The sequence below is a fragment of the Streptoverticillium olivoreticuli subsp. olivoreticuli genome (assembly GCF_003391135.1).
Taxonomy (GTDB): Bacteria; Actinomycetota; Actinomycetes; order Streptomycetales; family Streptomycetaceae; genus Streptomyces; species Streptomyces blastmyceticus.
Genome location: NZ_CP031455.1, coordinates 929,562 through 947,558, shown reverse-complemented (window position 1 = coordinate 947,558; position 17,997 = coordinate 929,562). Strand labels below are relative to the sequence as shown.

Annotated in this window: 13 protein-coding genes and 2 pseudogenes; 6 read left to right on the top strand and 9 right to left on the bottom strand. The window is 71.0% G+C overall.

Features of this window, described 5'->3' with window-relative positions; genetic code table 11:
• The first annotated feature begins 633 nt into the window (after window positions 1–633).
• Together DXZ73_RS04145 and infA are read left to right on the top strand one after the other, a co-directional pair.
• The gene (locus DXZ73_RS04145) at window positions 634–1,431 is read left to right on the top strand and encodes a GNAT family N-acetyltransferase (protein ID WP_116209662.1); all 798 of its coding nucleotides are present in this window, start codon (window positions 634–636) and stop codon (window positions 1,429–1,431) included.
• Between the two features lie 55 nt (window positions 1,432–1,486).
• Complete coding sequence (gene infA / locus DXZ73_RS04140) at window positions 1,487–1,720, top strand: translation initiation factor IF-1 (protein ID WP_116209661.1); 234 nt, start codon at window positions 1,487–1,489, stop codon at window positions 1,718–1,720.
• Here infA and DXZ73_RS04135 read toward each other — a convergent pair.
• A pseudogene (locus tag DXZ73_RS04135) lies at window positions 1,683–2,276 on the bottom strand (transposase); the annotation flags it as partial. The gene infA and the pseudogene DXZ73_RS04135 sit on opposite strands and share 38 nt — an antisense overlap.
• Here DXZ73_RS04135 and DXZ73_RS04130 point away from each other — a divergent pair.
• The 4 genes and pseudogenes from DXZ73_RS04130 to DXZ73_RS04115 all read left to right on the top strand — a co-directional run.
• Window positions 2,256–2,462 (top strand): annotated as a pseudogene (locus DXZ73_RS04130) (IS110 family transposase); the annotation flags it as partial. The pseudogenes DXZ73_RS04135 and DXZ73_RS04130 overlap by 21 nt on opposite strands.
• Window positions 2,446–2,709, top strand: coding sequence for a transposase (locus DXZ73_RS40515; protein WP_425315816.1), 264 nt, complete (start codon window positions 2,446–2,448; stop codon window positions 2,707–2,709). The pseudogene DXZ73_RS04130 and the gene DXZ73_RS40515, both read left to right, overlap by 17 nt.
• An 890-nt stretch (window positions 2,710–3,599) precedes the next feature.
• Window positions 3,600–4,211, top strand: a complete 612-nt coding sequence (locus DXZ73_RS04120; RefSeq protein ID WP_240351165.1) for a response regulator — start codon at window positions 3,600–3,602, stop codon at window positions 4,209–4,211.
• Window positions 4,204–5,241, top strand: coding sequence for a sensor histidine kinase (locus tag DXZ73_RS04115; protein ID WP_116209659.1), 1,038 nt, complete (start codon window positions 4,204–4,206; stop codon window positions 5,239–5,241). Before DXZ73_RS04120 ends, DXZ73_RS04115 begins: the two co-directional genes overlap by 8 nt.
• A gap of 394 nt (window positions 5,242–5,635) precedes the next feature.
• Here DXZ73_RS04115 and DXZ73_RS04110 read toward each other — a convergent pair whose 3' ends face one another.
• From DXZ73_RS04110 to DXZ73_RS04075, 8 genes are all read right to left on the bottom strand, one after another.
• Complete coding sequence (locus DXZ73_RS04110; RefSeq protein ID WP_116209658.1) at window positions 5,636–6,487, bottom strand: hypothetical protein; 852 nt, start codon at window positions 6,485–6,487, stop codon at window positions 5,636–5,638.
• Window positions 6,488–6,501: 14 nt separating this feature from the next.
• The gene (locus DXZ73_RS04105; RefSeq protein WP_240351164.1) at window positions 6,502–7,407 is read right to left on the bottom strand and encodes a papain-like cysteine protease family protein; all 906 of its coding nucleotides are present in this window, start codon (window positions 7,405–7,407) and stop codon (window positions 6,502–6,504) included.
• Between the two features lie 110 nt (window positions 7,408–7,517).
• A complete protein-coding gene (locus DXZ73_RS04100; protein ID WP_240351162.1) occupies window positions 7,518–9,209 on the bottom strand; it encodes a mycolysin in 1,692 nt (563 codons plus the stop codon).
• Window positions 9,210–9,593: 384 nt separating this feature from the next.
• Entirely contained in the window at window positions 9,594–11,111 is a 1,518-nt protein-coding gene (locus DXZ73_RS04095; protein WP_162890016.1) for a hypothetical protein, read from the bottom strand.
• A gap of 133 nt (window positions 11,112–11,244) precedes the next feature.
• On the bottom strand, window positions 11,245–12,414 hold the full coding sequence (locus DXZ73_RS04090; RefSeq protein ID WP_116215401.1) for a glycosyltransferase: 1,170 nt from the start codon (window positions 12,412–12,414) through the stop codon (window positions 11,245–11,247).
• Window positions 12,411–13,232, bottom strand: a complete 822-nt coding sequence (locus DXZ73_RS04085; RefSeq protein WP_116209656.1) for an alpha/beta fold hydrolase — start codon at window positions 13,230–13,232, stop codon at window positions 12,411–12,413. Before DXZ73_RS04085 ends, DXZ73_RS04090 begins: the two co-directional genes overlap by 4 nt.
• A 3-nt stretch (window positions 13,233–13,235) precedes the next feature.
• Window positions 13,236–13,493, bottom strand: a complete 258-nt coding sequence (locus tag DXZ73_RS04080) for an acyl carrier protein (RefSeq protein ID WP_116215400.1) — start codon at window positions 13,491–13,493, stop codon at window positions 13,236–13,238.
• A 62-nt stretch (window positions 13,494–13,555) separates the two neighbouring features.
• Entirely contained in the window at window positions 13,556–17,995 is a 4,440-nt protein-coding gene (locus tag DXZ73_RS04075; RefSeq protein ID WP_116209655.1) for a type I polyketide synthase, read from the bottom strand.
• Window positions 17,996–17,997 lie beyond the last annotated feature (2 nt).

Below are 17,997 nucleotides of genomic sequence, written 5' to 3'. Positions count from 1 at the left end.
GATGCGGACGAGGAGGAGTGAGCGTCCGGGCCCGTGGGCGGCGCCAGGGCGGGCACAGGTTCCCTGCGATCATGGAGTTGTGACCCTCTGTGATCACGGGGCCTGTGCCAGTGCCGTCATCATGGCTGGCTGACCCGCTGTGGGACCGATTCGCGGCGCTGCTGCCGAGCCGCCGGCGGTCGTCCCGTCCCATCCACTGGGGCTGCCGCCGTTCCGGCATCAGCGGCCCGGCAGTCCTCCCTGTGGCGCTGACGCAGGTCGCGAGCGACGGAGCAAAGCACTGCGGGCCGTAGCCGGTTCGCTGCCTGCTTGACCACGTCCAGGGGGCAGGTTCCAGGAGTCCTGCGTTGAGTCTCCATGCATGCGTCGGTCCTCGAGAGCGCCCGCCCGGCACCACCCGGCCGTCCCGGGACCGCGTTGCCTGGCGGGGGCCGGGGAGCGTCCGCGGAAAATGGGTTGGGCGGGATGCCGCCCGCTTGGTAGCGTGCGGAACACCGTGACAGGCCGCTAGGAGGTGAGACCCGTGAACGCTGTTCTCAAGTGGGTGCTCCCCCTTTCCCTCACGGTGCGCGAGTGACATAGGTGTCCTCGGGAGTGCCTCGACCGACAAGGCACTCTTGAAAGGCCATCACTATGAATACATCGCATCTCTCTTCGGGCGCCGGGGAGCGCCCGGTGACGATCACACGGGTCGAGGAGACGCACTGGCTCGCCGTCGAAGACGACCGGGAGGTCGGTCGCGGCGACGCAGCGTGCAGGCCCGACGGGCGGATGTTCGTCAGCATCGATGCGTGGCAGGGCGCGGTCTTCGACCGGCTCGCCGCTGCGATGGTGGCGGACCTGTCGACGCCGCTGTACGTGGTGGTCGACGAGACCGACCGCGAGGTCAGGGCCGGTTGGGAGCGGGCCGGTTTCACGACAGGACGCCGTGAGCGGGAGTACGCCGTGCCCACCGACCCGCGGGTCACCGGGCTCGACGCGGTGCGACGGCCGTCGGCTGTGACGATCGTGCCCGCCGGCGAGGCGCAGGAGGCCCTGCTGCGCGTGCTGGACCGGGCGATTCGCGACGAGGTCGAGGCCACGGTCGGCTGGCAGGCGATGCCGGCCGAGGTGTTGCCCCGCCCTGCTGGGGTCACGATCGTGGACCCGTCGAAGTACGCGGTCGCGGAACTGTCCGGTCGGTACGTGGGGCTGATCCGGGTGGCGCCGGTCACCCGAAGGCCGCGGATCGGGCTGATCTCGGTCCTGGCCGATGAGCAGCGCCGGGGCATCGCGCGGGCGCTGCTGGCCCACGCGCTGGGTTCGCTGCACCGCTCCGGGGCCGAATCGGTATGGGCCGAGGTGGACGAATCCAATGCCGCGGCCGTAGCGCTCTTCGAGGGCGTCGGCGCCCGGTGCACGGGCGGAAATCTGGAGTTGGTGCGCCTTTGAGGCGCCGCCACATCTCAGCGCGTCCCCGCGTTTTTCACAGTCATCGACTCCAGGAATGAGTGATTTGCCGAAAACATCGGGCGGTCTCGAAGTGGAGGGAACCGTCATCGAGTGCCTGCGGAACGCCACCTTCACGGTGGAGCTGCAGAACGGGCACAAGGTGCTCGCGCACATCAGCGGGAAGATCCGGAAGAACTACATCAAGATCCTCCCGTACGACCGGGTGCTCGTGGAGCTGAGCCCCTACGACCTCACCCGGGGTCGGATCCTCTACCGGTACCGGACGTGAGCGCGATCGCCCCGCGGATGAGGCTGCGAACGGTGATGATCGTGTCGGCGAGGTCGAAGAAGGCGTTGACGACTGTCGTGCGGCGTTCGTAGCAGCGGGCGAGGCGGTGGAAGGAGTTCTGTCAGGCGTGGGTGCGCTCGATGTGCCACCGCTGACTGGCCTGGACCGGTGCCTTCTCGTCCTTGTGGGCGATGCGGCCGCGCAGGTTGCGGGCGGCGAGTCCGGTGCGGGTCTTGTCCGAGTCGTAGCCGGCGTCGAGGTTGATGGTGATGTCGTCGGGAAGCGGCCCGAGAGCGTCCAGCAGGTCCAGGGTCGGTGCGAGCAGCGGGGAGTCGTGGCGGTTTGCTCCGACCAGGACACGGCCGAGCGGGATGCCGTGACCATCCGTCATATCCGAGCGCTTCAGGCCCCGTTTGCCGCGGTCGACCGGTGAGCGCCCGGTGTCCTCGCCGCCGGGGGCCCTGGTGATGCAGCCGTCGACGGCGATCTGATCGAGCACGAGCCCGACGATCCGGTCGTAGGACTCCAGCGCGATCTGCTTGAGTCGGGCGAACACCGCGCCACCGGCCTCACGCCGGACGGCAAGCAGGTCATCGACAAGCCGCTGCCCAACAGCGAGCCGAAGATGCGGGCCATGCCGGACAAGCTCATCAAGAAGTACGGCACCCTGCTCCTGGTGGTTGGCCAGCCCGCCTCGATCGGCGCTTTGCCGCCGGCCGTCGCTCGTGACGCCGGCTGCGAGGGTCCTGCGCCTGCTGGCCCAGCGCATCGAGCAGCTCACCGGACAAGTTAGGGGCCTGGAACAACGCCTGGCCCGGCTCGTCGAACGTCACTTCCCGCAGTTGCTCGCCCCGGTGGGCATCGGGCCGGACACGGCCGTCACGTTGCTGATCACGATGGGCGACAATCCGGAGTGCCTGGGTGGTGAGGCGTCCTTCGCCGCACTGCGCGGGGTAAGCCCTGTCGAGCGTTCCTCGGGCAGTCGGTAGTACCGTCGCCTCAACCGTGGCGGCGACCGGCAGGCCAACGCCGCCCTGCCCCTGATCGTGCAGACCCGGCTGCGCCTCTGCCCGCGCAGCCATGCCCCCCGTCATAGGGGCGTGAGAGGTGAGGGCCCCCGTCGGTTTGCTCCGGCGGGGGCATGTGGTGGCGGGTCGTGTCCTTGTGCTCGTGGCCGGTTGCCGGGTCCTGTGATGCCCGGACACCGATGAGGAATAGCCTGGAATTCCTCCGGACCGCGTTACCGGGATGCACTTTTGATGAGGAGTCATATGCTGTGCGTTAAGTGGGCCTGAGGGGTCGGAAGAGAACGAGGGTTGGTGTGCTCTCTTCCGGCGAAAGGTGTTCGCGTCCGGAATGGCCGGATCTCAACTGAAAGTCCACTTGATCACTTAAGTGAAGGCGTTTACCGCGAAGCCTAACGGGGCCATCCGCGTTAGCCTTCTTTCTTCACCAGTGGCATATTTTTCCCGTCAAGACGGGATATTCGGGCTCTTAGGTGCAGACAGTGCAATCACCCCGAAAGGTCATGGCGTCCAGATGCTGGAACCGCTGGAGGGCATGGCTGGTCGGGCTGGTCGCGATGTCGAAGAGCGTGGAGAACATCTCGGACCCCTTTCTTTCTCGTGATCGCCGGACGTCCTGTGGGCAATTCGGACGAAACGGCCGCCCCCGACCTGCCCGCTGCGGGAAGTCCGTAGAAGTCCGCAAGATTTCTGCGGGTCGGCCGCAGGAAATTGAACTTTTGACTGTCCGTTGCAGGAATTCCGTCAGTTGACAAGATTGGCCACTACACCGGAAGGTGAATGCATCCAATGGGGCGACAAAGCAGCCATGTTTCCCCGTGCCCGAAAAGGCTATGCAGAAGGTGGGGGGTCCCGTGCGAGTGGTCCTGGCCGAGGATCATCCGACCGTACGAGCCGGAACCCGGGCGCTCCTGGAGCCTGAGGGCTTCATCGTGGTCGGGGAGGCCGCCTGTGAACGCGAGGCGTTGGAGATCGTTTCCGAGCAGCAGCCCGATGTGCTGATGCTGGACATGAAGCTGGAGTCGGGGCTGGCGCTCAAGGCCATTCCCCAATTCCTCGCCGCGGCACCGGAGATGGGAATTCTCGTGCAGAGCTGCTACGAGGACCGGGCCATCATCTGCGGGGCACTGGCCGCGGGTGCCGCAGGCTATCTGCTGAAGAGCAGTCCAGTGTCCGAGCTGGTCCTGGCGGTACGGATGGTGGCGTCGGGAGGACGGTACGTACAGCCCTCGCTCGGTGCCGGGCTGGCCCGTGCGCAGGGCCGGGAGCCGGAACTGCAACTGCGGGAGCGGCAGGTCCTGGGCCTGCTCGCCGAGGGGCACACCAACCGTGAGGTGGCCGCGCGGCTGACGGTCAGCGTCCGCACGGTGGAGAGCGTCAGGGCTGCTCTGCGCGCCCGGCTGGGCCTGGTCACCAGGGCCGACCTCGTCGCGTACGCCCGGCAGAACCGCTCCGCCGATGTGTAGCGGAACCGCCCGGCCGGCCACCGCACGACAGCCGCTCGACCTGGGCGCACTCAGCAGCTTCTGTGTCGCGGTCAGCCTGGTCAGCCTCGTGGCCTACGTGGTCAACTTCCTCGCCCACGACCGGATGCCGCCCCGGTCGATCTCGACCCTGAGCGTCGCCCTGGCCACCGGTGTCCTCGCACTGCTGACCTGCGGGCTGCGGCGGGCCCGCCGGGTGCTGATCATGATCTGCTGCGGATTCACGGTCCTGAGCGTGGACCGGTTCGCGCACTCCACACCGATGGACCACGTGGCCATGGCGTTCCTGCTGGCGGCATCGGTGTACGCCGTCCCGGCCTGGCCCGAGATGAAGGTGGTCCTCAGCCGGGGAAGCGCCAGCGCCATGGTGGAGCGGCAGGAGCACCATGCGGGCCTGCTCGCGGGCGAGTTGCACGACGAAGTCCTCCAGCTGCTGGCACTGACCCGGCGGCGGCTCGATGCGGCCCGCGCACTGGACGACCTCAGTGCGCTGCGTGCGGCGATGGAGGACGCGTCCCGCACCCTCGACGAACAGGCCGGTACGCTGCGCCGCATCATCGCCACCGTGAGCCCGGCAGCCGTCCAAGGGCTGGGGCTCGCCGAGTCGGTCACCTCCCTCGCCGGACAGGTCGCCGCCGAGAACGGGCTCGTGGTGGACGTGGACGTCCAGGGCGACCGGCCCCATGCGTGCACAGGGGAGAACGGCGTGAATCTTGCCGTCTACCGGGTCGCCCAGGAAGCGCTCACCAACGTGGTCAAGCACGCCGACGCCCGGCGCATCACCCTTGCCCTCACATGTCGCGACGAGGGCATCAGCCTCACCGTCACCGACGACGGACGCGGCCTCGGCCCGAACCCGCCGAGAGCCACCGAGGGGTACGGCATGCAGGGCATGCGCTGGCGCTGCGAGGCGTACGGCGGCACATTCAGCGCCAGAACCGCCGACGCCACCGGCACGGTCGTCCGGGCCGTGTTCCCCCTGCGCAACTGCCGGAAAACCCGCGCGTCCTAGCCGGCCGACCGCGTCGGCACCAGCCTGCCCCTGGCCGGCACTGGTCGACCAGGGGCAGGATCCGGGGGGACAACGCGGGACTCTTCTCCGACTCCTCCGGGGCACCGCGGCACCACCGCGCGGACGGAGAGGGATTGCATCGTGGCCCGGCAGAACGTGAAGGCCGAGTTCACCCATCTACGCTCGGCGGGAGCGGACCTCGGCGAACGCTTCTTGCCCGCGTGCGCCCGCACGCCCGGCGAGGCCCGGATCGCCGGGCTCCTGGACGGGCGGGAACAAGCCCCTGGACCACTTCGACACCATCCCGGGGATCGGGCGGCTCGCTGCCGAACATCATCGCCGAAACCGGCGGGGGTCCGTTGCCCCACAGCCAGGCGCCCGGCTGCGGGCGGTATCAGGCCGAGCGGCGTCGGCGGCGCAGATGAAGGACCGCCGCGCCCGACACCGCCAGGGCTGCCGCGCCGGAGGCGGCCGGGAGCCAGGAGCGGGAAGGGGCGGAGGCGGCCTGCTCCTCGGCGAGGGCGTAGCCGCCCGCGAGACCCTTGCGGTCGTAGGCCGAGCCGGGGAGCTTGTCGCCGTAGCGCTTGGCGACGAGTTGCTGGTACGCCGCGAGCGGGACGCGGGGCTTGCCTTGCAGGGCTGTCCGGGCTTCCTTGTTGAGGGGCTCGACGGAGCCGCTGCCGGTCAGCCGGTACCAACCGTGGATCTGCGGCTCCATGAAGGTCTGCGCCTGGTCCGTGCCACGTTCGGCGGCGCTGATGTCCGCGTCGCCGTCGCGGATGCCGGCCAGTTGCCAGGCACGGCCGCCTTGCTCCGGGGCGAGCAGGACGGCGGCCTGACGGCCGTTGGCGGCCGAGACGCGGGAGGCGAGGTAGGACAGCCGCAGAGCCGCGCCGGCGGTGGCCTCGGTCCTGCCGGCGACGAACTCGGGCGACAGCTCGTAGAAGGGGACCGGCTTCTTGAGGTCGAAGCCGGGTGCGGCGGCAGGTGCCTGCGCGGGGCTGGGCGGGGCGCCGGCCGTGCCGCCGTCCGCGCCGCCGTCCGGGGTGTGGCCCGCGACGGCCGTCAGGAAGCGGGTGACGGTGTCGTGGACCTTGCCGGAGCGCAGTACCTGCTGAGCGGCGGTATAGTCGGTCGCCGCGGGGGTGGTGGGTCCGTCGGCGGCCTGCGCGGGAACGGTTCCGCAGAGGGCGGCGACGGCAGTGGCCGCGCACAGGGTGGCGGCGCGTCTGGTCGTACGGTGCATGGTCGGTGGTCTCCTCAGCCCTGGATGCCGGTACGCGTGTGGGTCCACCGGAAGGAGTTGTTTCCGGAGTAGGCGGAGTAGTTCCACCAGGTGTAGGTCTTCGTGGTGGGCCAGGGGTCGCCGACCGCGATCATGTTGCTGGTGCTGTCGTAGCCGTAGACGACGTTCATGTGGCCGCCGCCGGAGTTCCAGCCGATACGGACGGCGAACGGACGTCCGTTCGCGATCTCGGTCCGGGTCTCGCCGAAGGAAGCGTTGCGGTAGAGGTCGTTGCCACTGCTGCGGAAGCCCATGCTGCGGAGGGCGTTGGCCATGTCGCCGAGGGTGGCGGGGCGGTTGTTGCAGTCCAGCCGGTTGTTCTGGGCGGCCAGGCGGCAGAAGTCGTACTGGTCGTAGCGGGTGTAGCCCCAGAAGTTGGCTATGGTCAGACCGGTGGCGTCCCAGCACCACTGGTCCTTGACCTGCTTCTGCATGCTGATGTCGAGGGCCTTCCGGCCGGTGGGATCGCCGGTGGGCTTGTCGGTGGGCTGAGTGGAGGTGCAGACCGGCAGCGTCCCGGTGTTCTCCCGGATGAACGCGTCGGCGATGTAGTACTTGCCGGACCGGATCCAGCGGGAGTTGTTCTCGACGACGTCGCCGGTGGTACGGCAGGTCATCGGGATCTGGTCGCCGGCCCACGACTTTCCGGTGATGTCGGCCGAAAGTGACGGCTGGGACCGCTGGTTGACGGTGCTGAAGTTGCCTCGCCCGCCGGTGACCGTGCCGGTGACGCTGGCCTGGGCCTGGGGGGAGATGCTCAGCAGGAGTACGCCGGACAGGACGGCGGCGCCCGTCGTGGCCAGAAGTGCCTTTTTGCGCCTTGACGCAGGGGCGGCGTGTGTGTGCGGTGATATGCGGGTTGATCTACGGAATCTGTGCATGGGGGATTCTTCTCTTGCTGATCGGTGAGGGCGGATACGGCCTCGCCGCAGCCAGAAGGTGGTGAGGCCGTATCCGGTGAAGAATGCTCTTCGGGTACCGATCGGGCGGATCAGTACTGGATGGTGTGGTTGTAGAGGATGTTGCGGGCCTTCGCTCCGCTGTCCAGGCCGTACGCGGGCCGGTCGGTGAGGAAGTACTCACGGAAGGTGGACTGGCGCTCGCGGGACATCATGGTGTTGCTCTTCGTCCAGCCGCCGTCGACCTGGGACCACAGGTCGACCAGTGCGGTGGCGACCCGGGCCTCGCAGGCGTCGCCCCAATCGATGTCGCGTGTGGTGCGGTCGTTGGCGAGGTTCGTGGAGCTGCCGTTGCCCCACGTCATGACGGTGTCCTTGAAGGCGCGGAACGCCACGGCGTCGGCGAAGCCCTCGGTCCAGCCACAGGTGGTGGAGGAGGTGCGGTTGACGTAGTGGGGCGAGCAGTTGGTGACGTTCGGCCACCATCCGTTGTAGAGCTTGCCCATGAGGGAGTGGCCTGCCTCGTGGACGGTGGTGTGGCCGGAGTCGGGGTCGCTGTCCGCGAGGTGGACCTTGTCGTCGCGGTTCGTCCAGTACGTACCGTCCTGGGAGCCCGGGTACCACTGGACGGTGATCGGGGAGCAGCGGCCGTCCTTTTCGTTGCTCGTCCAGCATGTGCTGGTCGAACCACGGTCCCACCAGAGCTTGTTGAGGGTGTCGAAGGCGTGCCAGGCGCGGCTCTGGCCGCTGTTGGCGTAGACGGTGCCCAGGCTCTTGTTGCCCGAGACGTTGCTGAGGGCGTTCGAGGTGGTCGAGTAGCGGCGGTTGTATCCGTCGACGACCGACCACATGCTGCCGGCCTGGGTCTGGAACTCCGCCCAGACCTGGGAGGTGACGGAAGCGCTCGGCGTGTAGCAGAGGTTGAACGTGCCGTCTCCGTTGCCGGTCAGACCCGTGGCGAGCTTCTGCGTACTGCCGCCTGCGGTCGCCCTGCCCCAGAGGGTGACATTGGCGTTGCTGACCGGCAGGTCCCGGTCGGCCTTGCGGTTCCAGCTGCCGCCCTCGGAGGACTGGAAGCGGTTGCGCAGAGTGCCGTTGACGCAGACCGGGGCGTAGGGCTTGCCGGGGGCGGCGGCCTGTGGGGGAGTGCTTGGTGCGGCCGGGGCGGCGGCGCCCGGGCGTGCCGGGCGGTCGTGTGCCGTGGGCCCGTCGGCCGGAGTCGCGTCGGCCTTGGTGACGGACATGCCCTTGGCGGTGGAGCCCTTGACCTTGCCGATGGTCAGTTCCACCGAGGCGTGACCGGCGCGGCGCGGGTCGGGGCGGTCGATGTCACTGATGTCCGCCTGGATCTGGGCGGGGCCCGCGGCGACGGCCTCGACCTTGAGCCTGATGGTGCGGGTGCCCGGGGTGAGGGCCAGCGTCCGGCTGGTGCGTTGGCCGAAGGGGTCCGTCGTGGGCGCGGCGAGGGCCGGGTTCCGGTCGACGATCCGCAGGGCGGGCGGCAGTTGGAGGGAGAGGCCGGCGCGCTTGACGTCGGTCTGCGCCGTGACGGCCACGGTGAGGGTGGTCCGCTCTCCGATGGCGGGAAGGTGCTCGAGGGAGGCGGTGACGCCGAGACAGCTCAGCGGCGCTTCGGAGTTCTTGTCCGCGGGACGGACAGTGCAGCTGTCCGCCGGGGTGGGGGTGACCGCGTAGGCGGGCGGTACGGCGACGGTGGCGATGCAGGCGCTTATGCCGCCCGCTGCGATCAGCGCCGCGGGTCTCGGTATTCGTATTCGGAACATGGGCATGCCTTTCTGTGGCGTGCACGACGGGTCCGGTGCACGCCGATTCGAACCGTGGGGGGTGGGCACTGCCGCGATCGTCAATCACTGGTAAACGGCAGTGTCTTGAGCGACAACTCGCCGAGACTTTACGTCATATGGATTGCGCATGTCACATTCGGCATGCAACTGCATGACGTAGAAGGCGAATAGATGCACAGTCACCTGCGATGTTGCGGTAAACCCGCAATAAATAAAGGGCATTGGGGCGCACGCAACCGGAATGCGTCGGCCCGACGGTGGCCCGCCAGGATGGAAAAACGGGCCCCACGCTCGCACCGGCCACCCACACGGCGACGGGGTCTCACCTCCTCTGCGTTGCCGTGTGGGCTGAGCGTCGGTGTGTCAGTTGTGCCGGGGCTTGCTTCCGCCGGACTGGTCCTTGTCACCCGGTTTCGTGTCGTCCTGCGGAGTGCGTGGCTGGGGGATCTGTATGGCTCCCTTGCCGTGTGCGAGTTGCACCTCGCGCTGCACCTTGGGCATCGGCAGGCGCACCGCGAGCGCCTGTACGCCGCCGATCTTCAGATACGGCATGACCCAGCCCTCCAGGTCGACTCCCGCGAACAGCTTCCAGTCGGCGTCGGCCGCGGCCTTCCCCTCGGTCGACCCGCCGGCCCCGCCCTTGACCTCGGTGCGCACGTACGGCGCGGCGACGTCGCCCTTCACGCCCACGCTGCCGTAGAGACCGAGGTTCGCCTCGGTGCCGAACCGGACCTTCGCGTTGACCGCGGCCGAGGCGCTCGCCTTCAGTGTCGCGGGGGTGAAGTTCGCCTTGGCCTCCGGCTGCCATCCCTCCTTCAGACCGAACGCGGAGCCGAGGGCGAAGTCGCCCTTCACCGGGTCCTGTTGGACGTCCAGGCTCGCCTTTCCGTCGGCGTCGATCAGGACGTAGCAGGTGAGGTCGATGTTGACGGTGACCGGAAGTTCACCGATGTAGAAGGTCGGGTTGGCGTGCAGGACGACGAACGGTATCCGCATCGGCTTGCCGTTGGTCGTGGGGGCCGTCCGCCCCTTGAAGTGGAACCCCGAGGACCAGTCACCGCTCAGCCGCAGGCCGGCCCCCGACGGGCCGTCGCCGGAACCGCGGCCGTAGTAATTGAAGTCGACCTCGGGCGCGAGCTGGACGAAGCCCTTGAACGACGCCTTGGTGGGGCTTTCCACCCCTTCCCCCTTCGCGCCCTTCTCCGTGTCGACCGAGGTGTCGACGTCGACGCGCAGGCTGCCGAAGGGCAGCTTGAGGCCCTCGGGTCCGGCGTGGACGTTGCCGCGCTTGGCCCAGGAGAACTTCACCCCCGGGACGAGCGAATCGGCCTTGAAGCCGGACGGGTCGACGGGCAGCTTGTTCTCGACCTTGGAGTTGCCCAGCACGGTGGAGAGATCGACCGGGGCGGTACGGACCTCGGTGCCCTCCGAGGTCTTCTTCTCCACCTTCGTGACCTTGGCCAGGACGCCCTGGGGCGCGCCGGGCACGGGCTTGCTGGCGATGATGTCGCCCACGGCGACGGGCTTCTTCGCGGCAGGCGTCGCCGACGGCCCCGGTGTACCGGACGGGCTCGGGGTGGCCTGCGCGACGGTCTGGGAGATGACGGCGCGCCCGCTGTCCCGGTCGATGGAGTCGACCTTCACCGCCGACTTGTGCGCCTTGACGCCGCCGCCCGCCGGAATGGTCACCGCGCTGGGGTCGGTTCCCCGGGGGGAGGGCACGCGGAGGCTGACGTCGCCCTGAGGGGCGCCGGCTTCACTGCTGTTCTCCGCCTCGCCCAAGGCGGGGCCGCTGTCAAATGGCGTGCAGCCGGCGAGGGCAAGGGCGAGGGAGGTGAGCAGCACTGGTGCCAGTGCCGCTCTTCTGTGGGGGTTGCGCATAGTGGATCCTTGTGGGTTGGTGTGAGGGGGATCGGTGTGAGGGGGCTGTTTTCCTCGCAAGAGGGATGGCGGGAACATGCCATCCCTGGCATGGGTGGCACCTCTCATTCGGCAGGACCTGCGGGCCGGCGGGTCACTTCGCCCTCGCCGCCAGGGCTTCGAGGTGCACGGCCGCGGCCGTGGCACCCCCCGCGGCGCGGAACGACGCGCGCACCCTCCCGGCCGCCGCGCGGCAGTCGGGCTCGCGGAGGACAGTGTCCAGCGCCGCGCCCAGCACTTCGGAGGTCGCCCGGTTGAACCGGACCCGCACGCCCGCCCCGGCGTCCGTCACCTGGGCGGCGACGGCGGGCTGGTCGTCCCGGATGGGCGCGACGATCAGAGGGAGGCCGTACCACAGCGCCTCGCACACGGTGTTGTGCCCGCCGTGGCAGATCACCGCGTCGCACCGTTCCAGCAGGGCCAGTTGGGGAACGTGCGGCCGGACCAGCACCCGGTCGGCGAACTCCGGCACCGTGCCCGTCGGGTCGACGACCACCGCCTGTGCCCGGTCCGGCCGTCCGCGCACCGCCTCGGCGCACGCGGCGAGGAAGCGGGGCGCCGCCTCGGCATTGGCCGTGCCGAGGGTGATCAGCACGGTGGGGGTCCGGGGGTCGAGCCGGTGCCAGGGGAAGTCGTCCGCGGTCGGGCGGGCGGCGAGCGACGGTCCGACGAACCGGACCTGTTCGCCTGCGGACGGGACCGGCCCGGCCAGGGCCTCGGTGCTGAAGGCCAGCACCAGCCGGTCGGACAGCCGGGGGTCCGCGGTGCTCCGGGGGTCGCCGATCCGCTGCCGCAGCTCCCCGATCAGCCCGGCGATCCAGGAGTCGACCTTCGGCAGGCCGGACAGCGAGGTGAAGCCCGCCGTGGTGGTCGCCGAGGTGGCCCACACCAGCCCCAGCCGCTCGGCCACGAGGCCGCCGGCGACGGCCTGTTGGTCGGCCACCAGGACGTCCGGCAGGAACTCGCCGACGGCCGCCCGCACTCCGGGCGCCATGTGCTCGGCGAGCGGCCCGAGGAACCGCTCCCACAGGAACTTCAGCGCCGCCGGGCCGCGGAGCGAGGGCGGCCGCAGCAGGGCGGGGTCGGCAAGGTCCGGGGAGGAACACCGGAACACGGTCGCGCCGCTGCCCACCAGCGGTCCCACGACCTCCGGCAGACCGGCCCAGGCCACCTGGTGCCCGCCCCGGACCAGCTCGGCGGCGACGCCGATCGTGGGGTTGACGTGCCCGGCCAGGGGTGGCACCACGAACAGGAAGCGGCTCACCGGATCGCGTCCCCGGCCGCCGGTACGGGCGTGTGCGCCCGTATCCACTCGAGGATCAGGTCGCCGGTCGATTCCGTGGCGCCGACGAGGACCCAGTGTTCCTGGTCCGGCAGCACGACGGTGCGGCAGACGGGCAGGAGGGACCGCAACCAGCTCTCCTGAGCGGCGAGTTCGGACTCGGCGCCGTAGAGGGCGAGTACGGGGATGCCCATCGACCGGATCCCGTCCTCGTCGAGCACCTGGCTGGCGGGGACGTCCCGCACCGTGGTGGTGGAGTGCAGCAGCCGGGCGGCCGACCGGATGCGTTTGGTCACGTGCTTGCCGTGCTTCTCGACGAGTTCCTCGAAGAGGCCGTCGCGGGCGAGCTCCTCCGCCCCGCGCGCGAGGTTGGCCGCCATCTTGCGGGACCAGGCGGCGGTGGCCGGCTCCGACTCGATCATCGAGACGCTGGCCACCCGGCCGGGGTGCCGCGCCGCGTGGCCGAACGCGATGGTGCCGCCGTAGGAGTTGCCCACCAGGTGCACGGGGCCCACCGGATCCAGCCGGTCGAGCAGGGCCTCCAGGTCGTCGAGGTGGTCCTCCAGCCGGTAGCCGGCCGACGGCCGTTCGCTGAGGCCCTGCCCCCGCAGGTCGTACATGATCACGTCGAGTCCGGCGGCTGCGAACCGGGGCGCCAGGGTGAAGTAGTAGCTGATGAGGCTGTCGATGAGCATCCCGTGGACGAGCACCACGGTGGGCGGCGGGGCGGTGCCGGCCGTCGTCCGCGCGGGTATCCGTTCCACGTGCACCGCAAGGCCGTTGGCGTCGATCATGGCCATGGGTCACCGCTCCCCGGGGGCCCGCAGGCAGCCGGTGATGTGCTCGACGAGCTGTCCGACCGTCAGGCCGATGATCTCCTCCAGCCCGAGCCCGGCCAGGTACTCGGCGAAGTTCACCAGCTCCCCGTACCGCGCCTGGAGGTGGCCGCCGAGGGTGACCAGGTCGATGCTCTCCAGGTCCAGGTCGTCGTGGAACCGGGTGTCCATGGTGATCCCGGCGTTCACTACGCCCCCGTACTCGCCGAGGACGGCGTGGAGCATGCCGGTGATTTCCTCGAACACGGCCTCGGGGGTCGCGGCGGTCGGCGCCGCTTGGCTGCTGTTCACTGCTTACTCTCCTGTCGTTCGTCTTCCGGCCGGGCGTCCCCGGGGGCCGGACCCGTGGTCCACGCGACCACGTACTCCCTCTCCGGCAGGCCTTGCGGGTTGGTGATGGTGCGGCAGCGCACCGGGTACCGGCGGCCGCCCACGACCACCACCAGGGCGTCCGCCCGTGCCTCGGTCACGGCGAAGTCCTTCGGCCGTCCCCGCAGCCCGGTGCCCTCGGCCTTGGCCACCGCCTCCTTCGCCGCCCAGAACCGGGTGAACCACAGCGGCTGCGGTTCACCGGTCCGGAAGCACAGCGCGACGAGGAGCTCGCGCTCGACGGGGCCGAGGGCGGCGGCCAGGGTCCCCGGTGGCCGTTGGGCGACCTCCTCCACGTCGATGCCGACCGGCGCCGGGCGCCCGTCCGTGCCGCGCGGCCGGACCAGGGCGACCGCGGCCTCGGCCCGGTGCGCCAGCGAGACGTCGAGGGCGGGGAGAACCCGGCCGTGCGCACCGGTCACCCGCGGCCGGCCGGACGCGTCGTTGTCCACCCGGATCTCGGCGGGGAAGACCGGCCCTTCGCCGTGCTGCCACAGCCACCGGCGGACCGCGTCCTTGGCCGCGATGCGGCCGAGCAGCCACTGGCGGCGGCCGGACGGCGGGCGCCGCTCGTGGTCCTCGCGCTCGGCGGTGCCGAGGTGCCGCCGCATCACGAGGTCGCGGGACGCGAGGTCGTGGCACCCGTCGAACAGGAGCACCCAGCCGCCCGGTTGGACCGCGGAGAGGGTGTGCTGCTCGGGGAACCGTTCCTGCGCCTTGGTGTCCGTGCGGCTGTCGAACCGGTGGTCCTGCCAGCCGCGGATCTCCGCCCAGACACGACCGCCCAGGAGCAGCTGCACGTCCGCCCCCACTGTGGCGTCGGTGACCGAGACGATCCTGATGAGGCACTCGACCCGGGTGCCGGGCGACGGGTGCGGCCCGAAGAACCGGATGTGCCGCACGCGGGCGGGGAACACCAGGGTCCGTTCGGTCAGGGTGGTGAGGATCCAGTAGCCGAGCAGCTGCCCCACGCTGTCGAGCAGGGCGCCCGGCGCGGACGGGGCGGTGAGCACGCCGCGCACATGCGCGTCGCCGACCGCCGTCAACTCGGTGACGCCCTGGAACGCCGGGCCGTGGAACATCCAGCGGTCCCGGTACAGTTGCCCGGCCGTGATCCCGGGGGCCCGTTCCTCCTCGGGTGCCCACCGCCAGGGCCGGGGCGCGCCGCCGGGGTACCGGTCCGCGAGTTCCACCTCGCCGTGCGCGTACGCGCCGAGCGTCACACCGGCCCGGCCGGTCCCGGATGCCTCGACGGTCACGGGCACGTCGACGGCGGGGGCCGCGGCCACCCAGCGGTTCAGCCGCACCTCGTGCACCGCCACCGCGGTCGTCCCGGGCCGGGCCCGTTCGGCGTGCTCCATCATGTGGTGCACCACGGTCGTGGCCGGGACGACCGGCCACCGGTCGGCCTCGTCGGGCCAGCCGGGGCGCTGTGCGAAGAAGCAGTGGTCGCGCAGGTACGGCATGGTGCCCGTGGACACCCGCAGCAGGGTGCGGACCGTGGACGCCGCTGCGGCGCGGGACACCGCGACGGCCGTGTCGGCGGTGTCCTTCAGCAGGGCACGGAGCTCGGCGGCCAGCGGGGAGCCGTCCGGGACGGGCGGCACCGCGCCGGAGTCCGTTCCCTGCCGGACGGCGAGCGCCGAGCGCACCGCGGCCACCGTCTCCCGGTCCAGGGACACCAGCTTCCCGCCCAGGTCCAGCCGCGAGGGCGGCATCCGGCGGGCGTGGCTGCCACCGTCCACCGGGACCCCGGTGGACGGGTCACCGCCGGCCGTCCACAGCGCCGTGGCGACCCGCAGCAACTGCGCGGTCCCGTCCCGGTGCGGGGAGTTGGCCGACACCACCAGGTGGGGGAGACCGCGCAGGGTGTTCTCGACGAGCGAGCCCACCTGGCCCGCACCGGCCTGGACGAAGACCCGGAAGCCGGCCGCGTACATGGCCTCGATCAGCGGCCGGAAGCGGACGGGCTCCAGCAGGTGGCGTACGAAGAGCTCCCGCACCTCGTCCTCGGTGCCGGGGTACTCCGCGGCGGTGGTCGCCGACCAGACGGGCACGGTCGGCCGACGCAGCTCGAACAGGCCCGCGTAGTGCCGGATCTGGTCGAGGTAGGGGGCCAGCATCGGGGTGTGGAAGCCCGAGCGGAACGGCAGGACCTGCCCGATGACGCCGCGTTGCCGGAAGTGCCTTACCAGGTCCTTCACTTGGCCGGGCGGGCCGCAGATCATCGACTGCTCCGGGGCGTTGTCGTGCGACAGCACCACATCGGGACGGTCGGCGAGCACGGCGGTGACCTGCTCGGCCGGTGCACCCAGCGCGGCGAAGGACAGCCCGGCCACCCGCACCTGGTCCGGGTCGAAGGAGCGGGTGAACTCGTCGACCGCGTCCCCGGTGTACAGCCCGGCGGTGGCCATGGCCGTCCACTCGCCGATGCTGTGGCCCGCGACGGCGTCGGGCACGATGCCCATCCGGCGCAGCGCGGCGTCCAGCACCCGCCCCACGGCGATGACTCCGGCCCCGTGCCGTCCGACGTCCGCGACATCGGCCCCGGACCCGCCGAACCCCGCGGGCAGCAGCGCCGAGAGTCCGAACCGTTCGACGACGTCGTCGATCCGGGGTCTGAACTCGGCCTCCAGGCCGGGGAAGACGAAGGCCAGCCGCCCACCCGCAGGGCCGCCGAGCAGTGGTTCCGGGGAGAACCATATGTCGCCGCGCCCGCGCCAGGGGGCGCCCTTGGCCACTGCTTTCCGGGCCAGGGCGAGGCGCTCGGCGTCCGGGGCGACGACGCCCAGCCGGGTGCGTCCGTCGTGCGCGGGCCGTCGTGCGCGGACGACGGCGTCGTCGGCGTCCAGCAGCGCGGCGAGCTCCTCCGGGGTGTCGGCGGCCAGCCGCAGCACCTGTTCCGGTTCGCGGACCTCCACCGCCGGACGGTCCAGGCCGGGGGCGGCCTCGAGCACCACATGGGCGTTGATGCCGCCGAAGCCGAAGGCGTTGACGCCCGCCCGCCGGGTCCGCCCGTCGCCGGTCTCCCAGCCCCGCGCCGCGGCGATCGTCCGGAAGCGGGTACGGGCCAGGGCCGGGTGCGGCTCCTCGCAGTGGAGGGTCGGCGGCAGTACGCCGTGGTGCACCGCGAGCGCGGCCTTGACGAGACCGGCCACGCCGGCGGCCGGCATGGTGTGCCCGATCATCGACTTCACCGACCCGAGCACCGGCCGGTCCTTGCCATCGGACGGGCCGAACACCTCGGCCAGGGTGGCCAGTTCGGCCGCGTCGCCCGAGGGGGTGGCGGTCCCGTGTGCCTCCAGGAGTCCGACCGACCCCGGTGCGGCGGGATCCAGCCCCGCCTCGCGCCAGGCCGCCCGTACCGCCTTCACCTGGCCCGAGGGGTCGGGGTTGACGAGGCTGCCGCTGCGGCCGTCGCTGGCCACGCCGGTGCCGCGGACGACGGCGTAGACACGGTCGTCGTCGCGCAGCGCGTCGGAGAGGCGCTTGAGCGCCACCACGCCGGTGCCCTCGCCGATCAGCAGGCCGTCCGCGTCCCGGTGGAACGGGCGGATCCGCTGGCTCGGCGACATCGCACGCAGCCGGGAGAACAGGGACCACAGCGTGATGTCGTGACAGTGGTGGACCCCGCCCGCCAGCACCAGATCGCAGCGGCCCGAGGCCAGTTCGCCGACCGCCTGGTCGACCGCGACCAGCGAGGACGCGCAGGCGGCATCCACCGTGTACGCCGGGCCGCGCAGGTCGAGCCGGTTGGCCACCCGGGAGGCGGTCAGGTTGGGCACCAGGTTGATCGCCTGCTCGGGCTCGTCCGGTCCCAGCTGCTGCGTGTACGCCCGCCGGACCCGCTCCAGCAGGCCGGCGTCCAGCTCGGGCAGCAGCTCCGCCAGGGTGCGCACCAGTTGGTTGGACGTCTGGACGGACTGGGTGCCCCGCGCCATCCCGGGGGACAGATAGCCGCCCCGGCCCAGGATCACCCCGATCCGGTCCCGGTCCGGCAGTCGCGCCTCGCCGCCCGCGTCGGCGATCGCCCCGGCGGCCACGTGCAGCGCGATGAGCTGTTCCGGCTCGGTGCCGGGCACCGAGTTGGGCATGATCCCGAACCGGGTCGCCTCCACCTCGGCCAGCTCGTCGACGAATCCGCCGCGACGGCAGTACACCCGGTCCGAGCGGTCGCGGGCGGCCGCCGGGTCGTAGAAGGAGGGGTCCCAGCGCCCGGACGGGACCTCGGTGATCGCGTCGGTCCCGGCCGTCAGATTGCGCCAGTACGTCGCGAGGTCCGGCGCGCCGGGAAAGAGGACCGCCATGCCGACGATGGCGACGGCGGGTCGGCCGGACGGCGTGTGATGCGTGCTCATTC

Coding starts and splice junctions, on each gene's coding strand:
- DXZ73_RS04100 (WP_240351162.1), bottom strand. CDS start 9,209: ATGTTCCGAATACGAATACCGAGACCCGCGGCGCTGATCGCAGCGGGC.
- DXZ73_RS04105 (WP_240351164.1), bottom strand. CDS start 7,407: ATGCACAGATTCCGTAGATCAACCCGCATATCACCGCACACACACGCC.
- infA (WP_116209661.1), top strand. CDS start 1,487: ATGAGTGATTTGCCGAAAACATCGGGCGGTCTCGAAGTGGAGGGAACC.
- DXZ73_RS04110 (WP_116209658.1), bottom strand. CDS start 6,487: ATGCACCGTACGACCAGACGCGCCGCCACCCTGTGCGCGGCCACTGCC.
- DXZ73_RS04075 (WP_116209655.1), bottom strand. CDS start 17,995: ATGAGCACGCATCACACGCCGTCCGGCCGACCCGCCGTCGCCATCGTC.
- DXZ73_RS04115 (WP_116209659.1), top strand. CDS start 4,204: ATGTGTAGCGGAACCGCCCGGCCGGCCACCGCACGACAGCCGCTCGAC.
- DXZ73_RS04080 (WP_116215400.1), bottom strand. CDS start 13,493: ATGCTCCACGCCGTCCTCGGCGAGTACGGGGGCGTAGTGAACGCCGGG.
- DXZ73_RS04095 (WP_162890016.1), bottom strand. CDS start 11,111: ATGCGCAACCCCCACAGAAGAGCGGCACTGGCACCAGTGCTGCTCACC.
- DXZ73_RS04085 (WP_116209656.1), bottom strand. CDS start 13,232: ATGGCCATGATCGACGCCAACGGCCTTGCGGTGCACGTGGAACGGATA.
- DXZ73_RS04145 (WP_116209662.1), top strand. CDS start 634: ATGAATACATCGCATCTCTCTTCGGGCGCCGGGGAGCGCCCGGTGACG.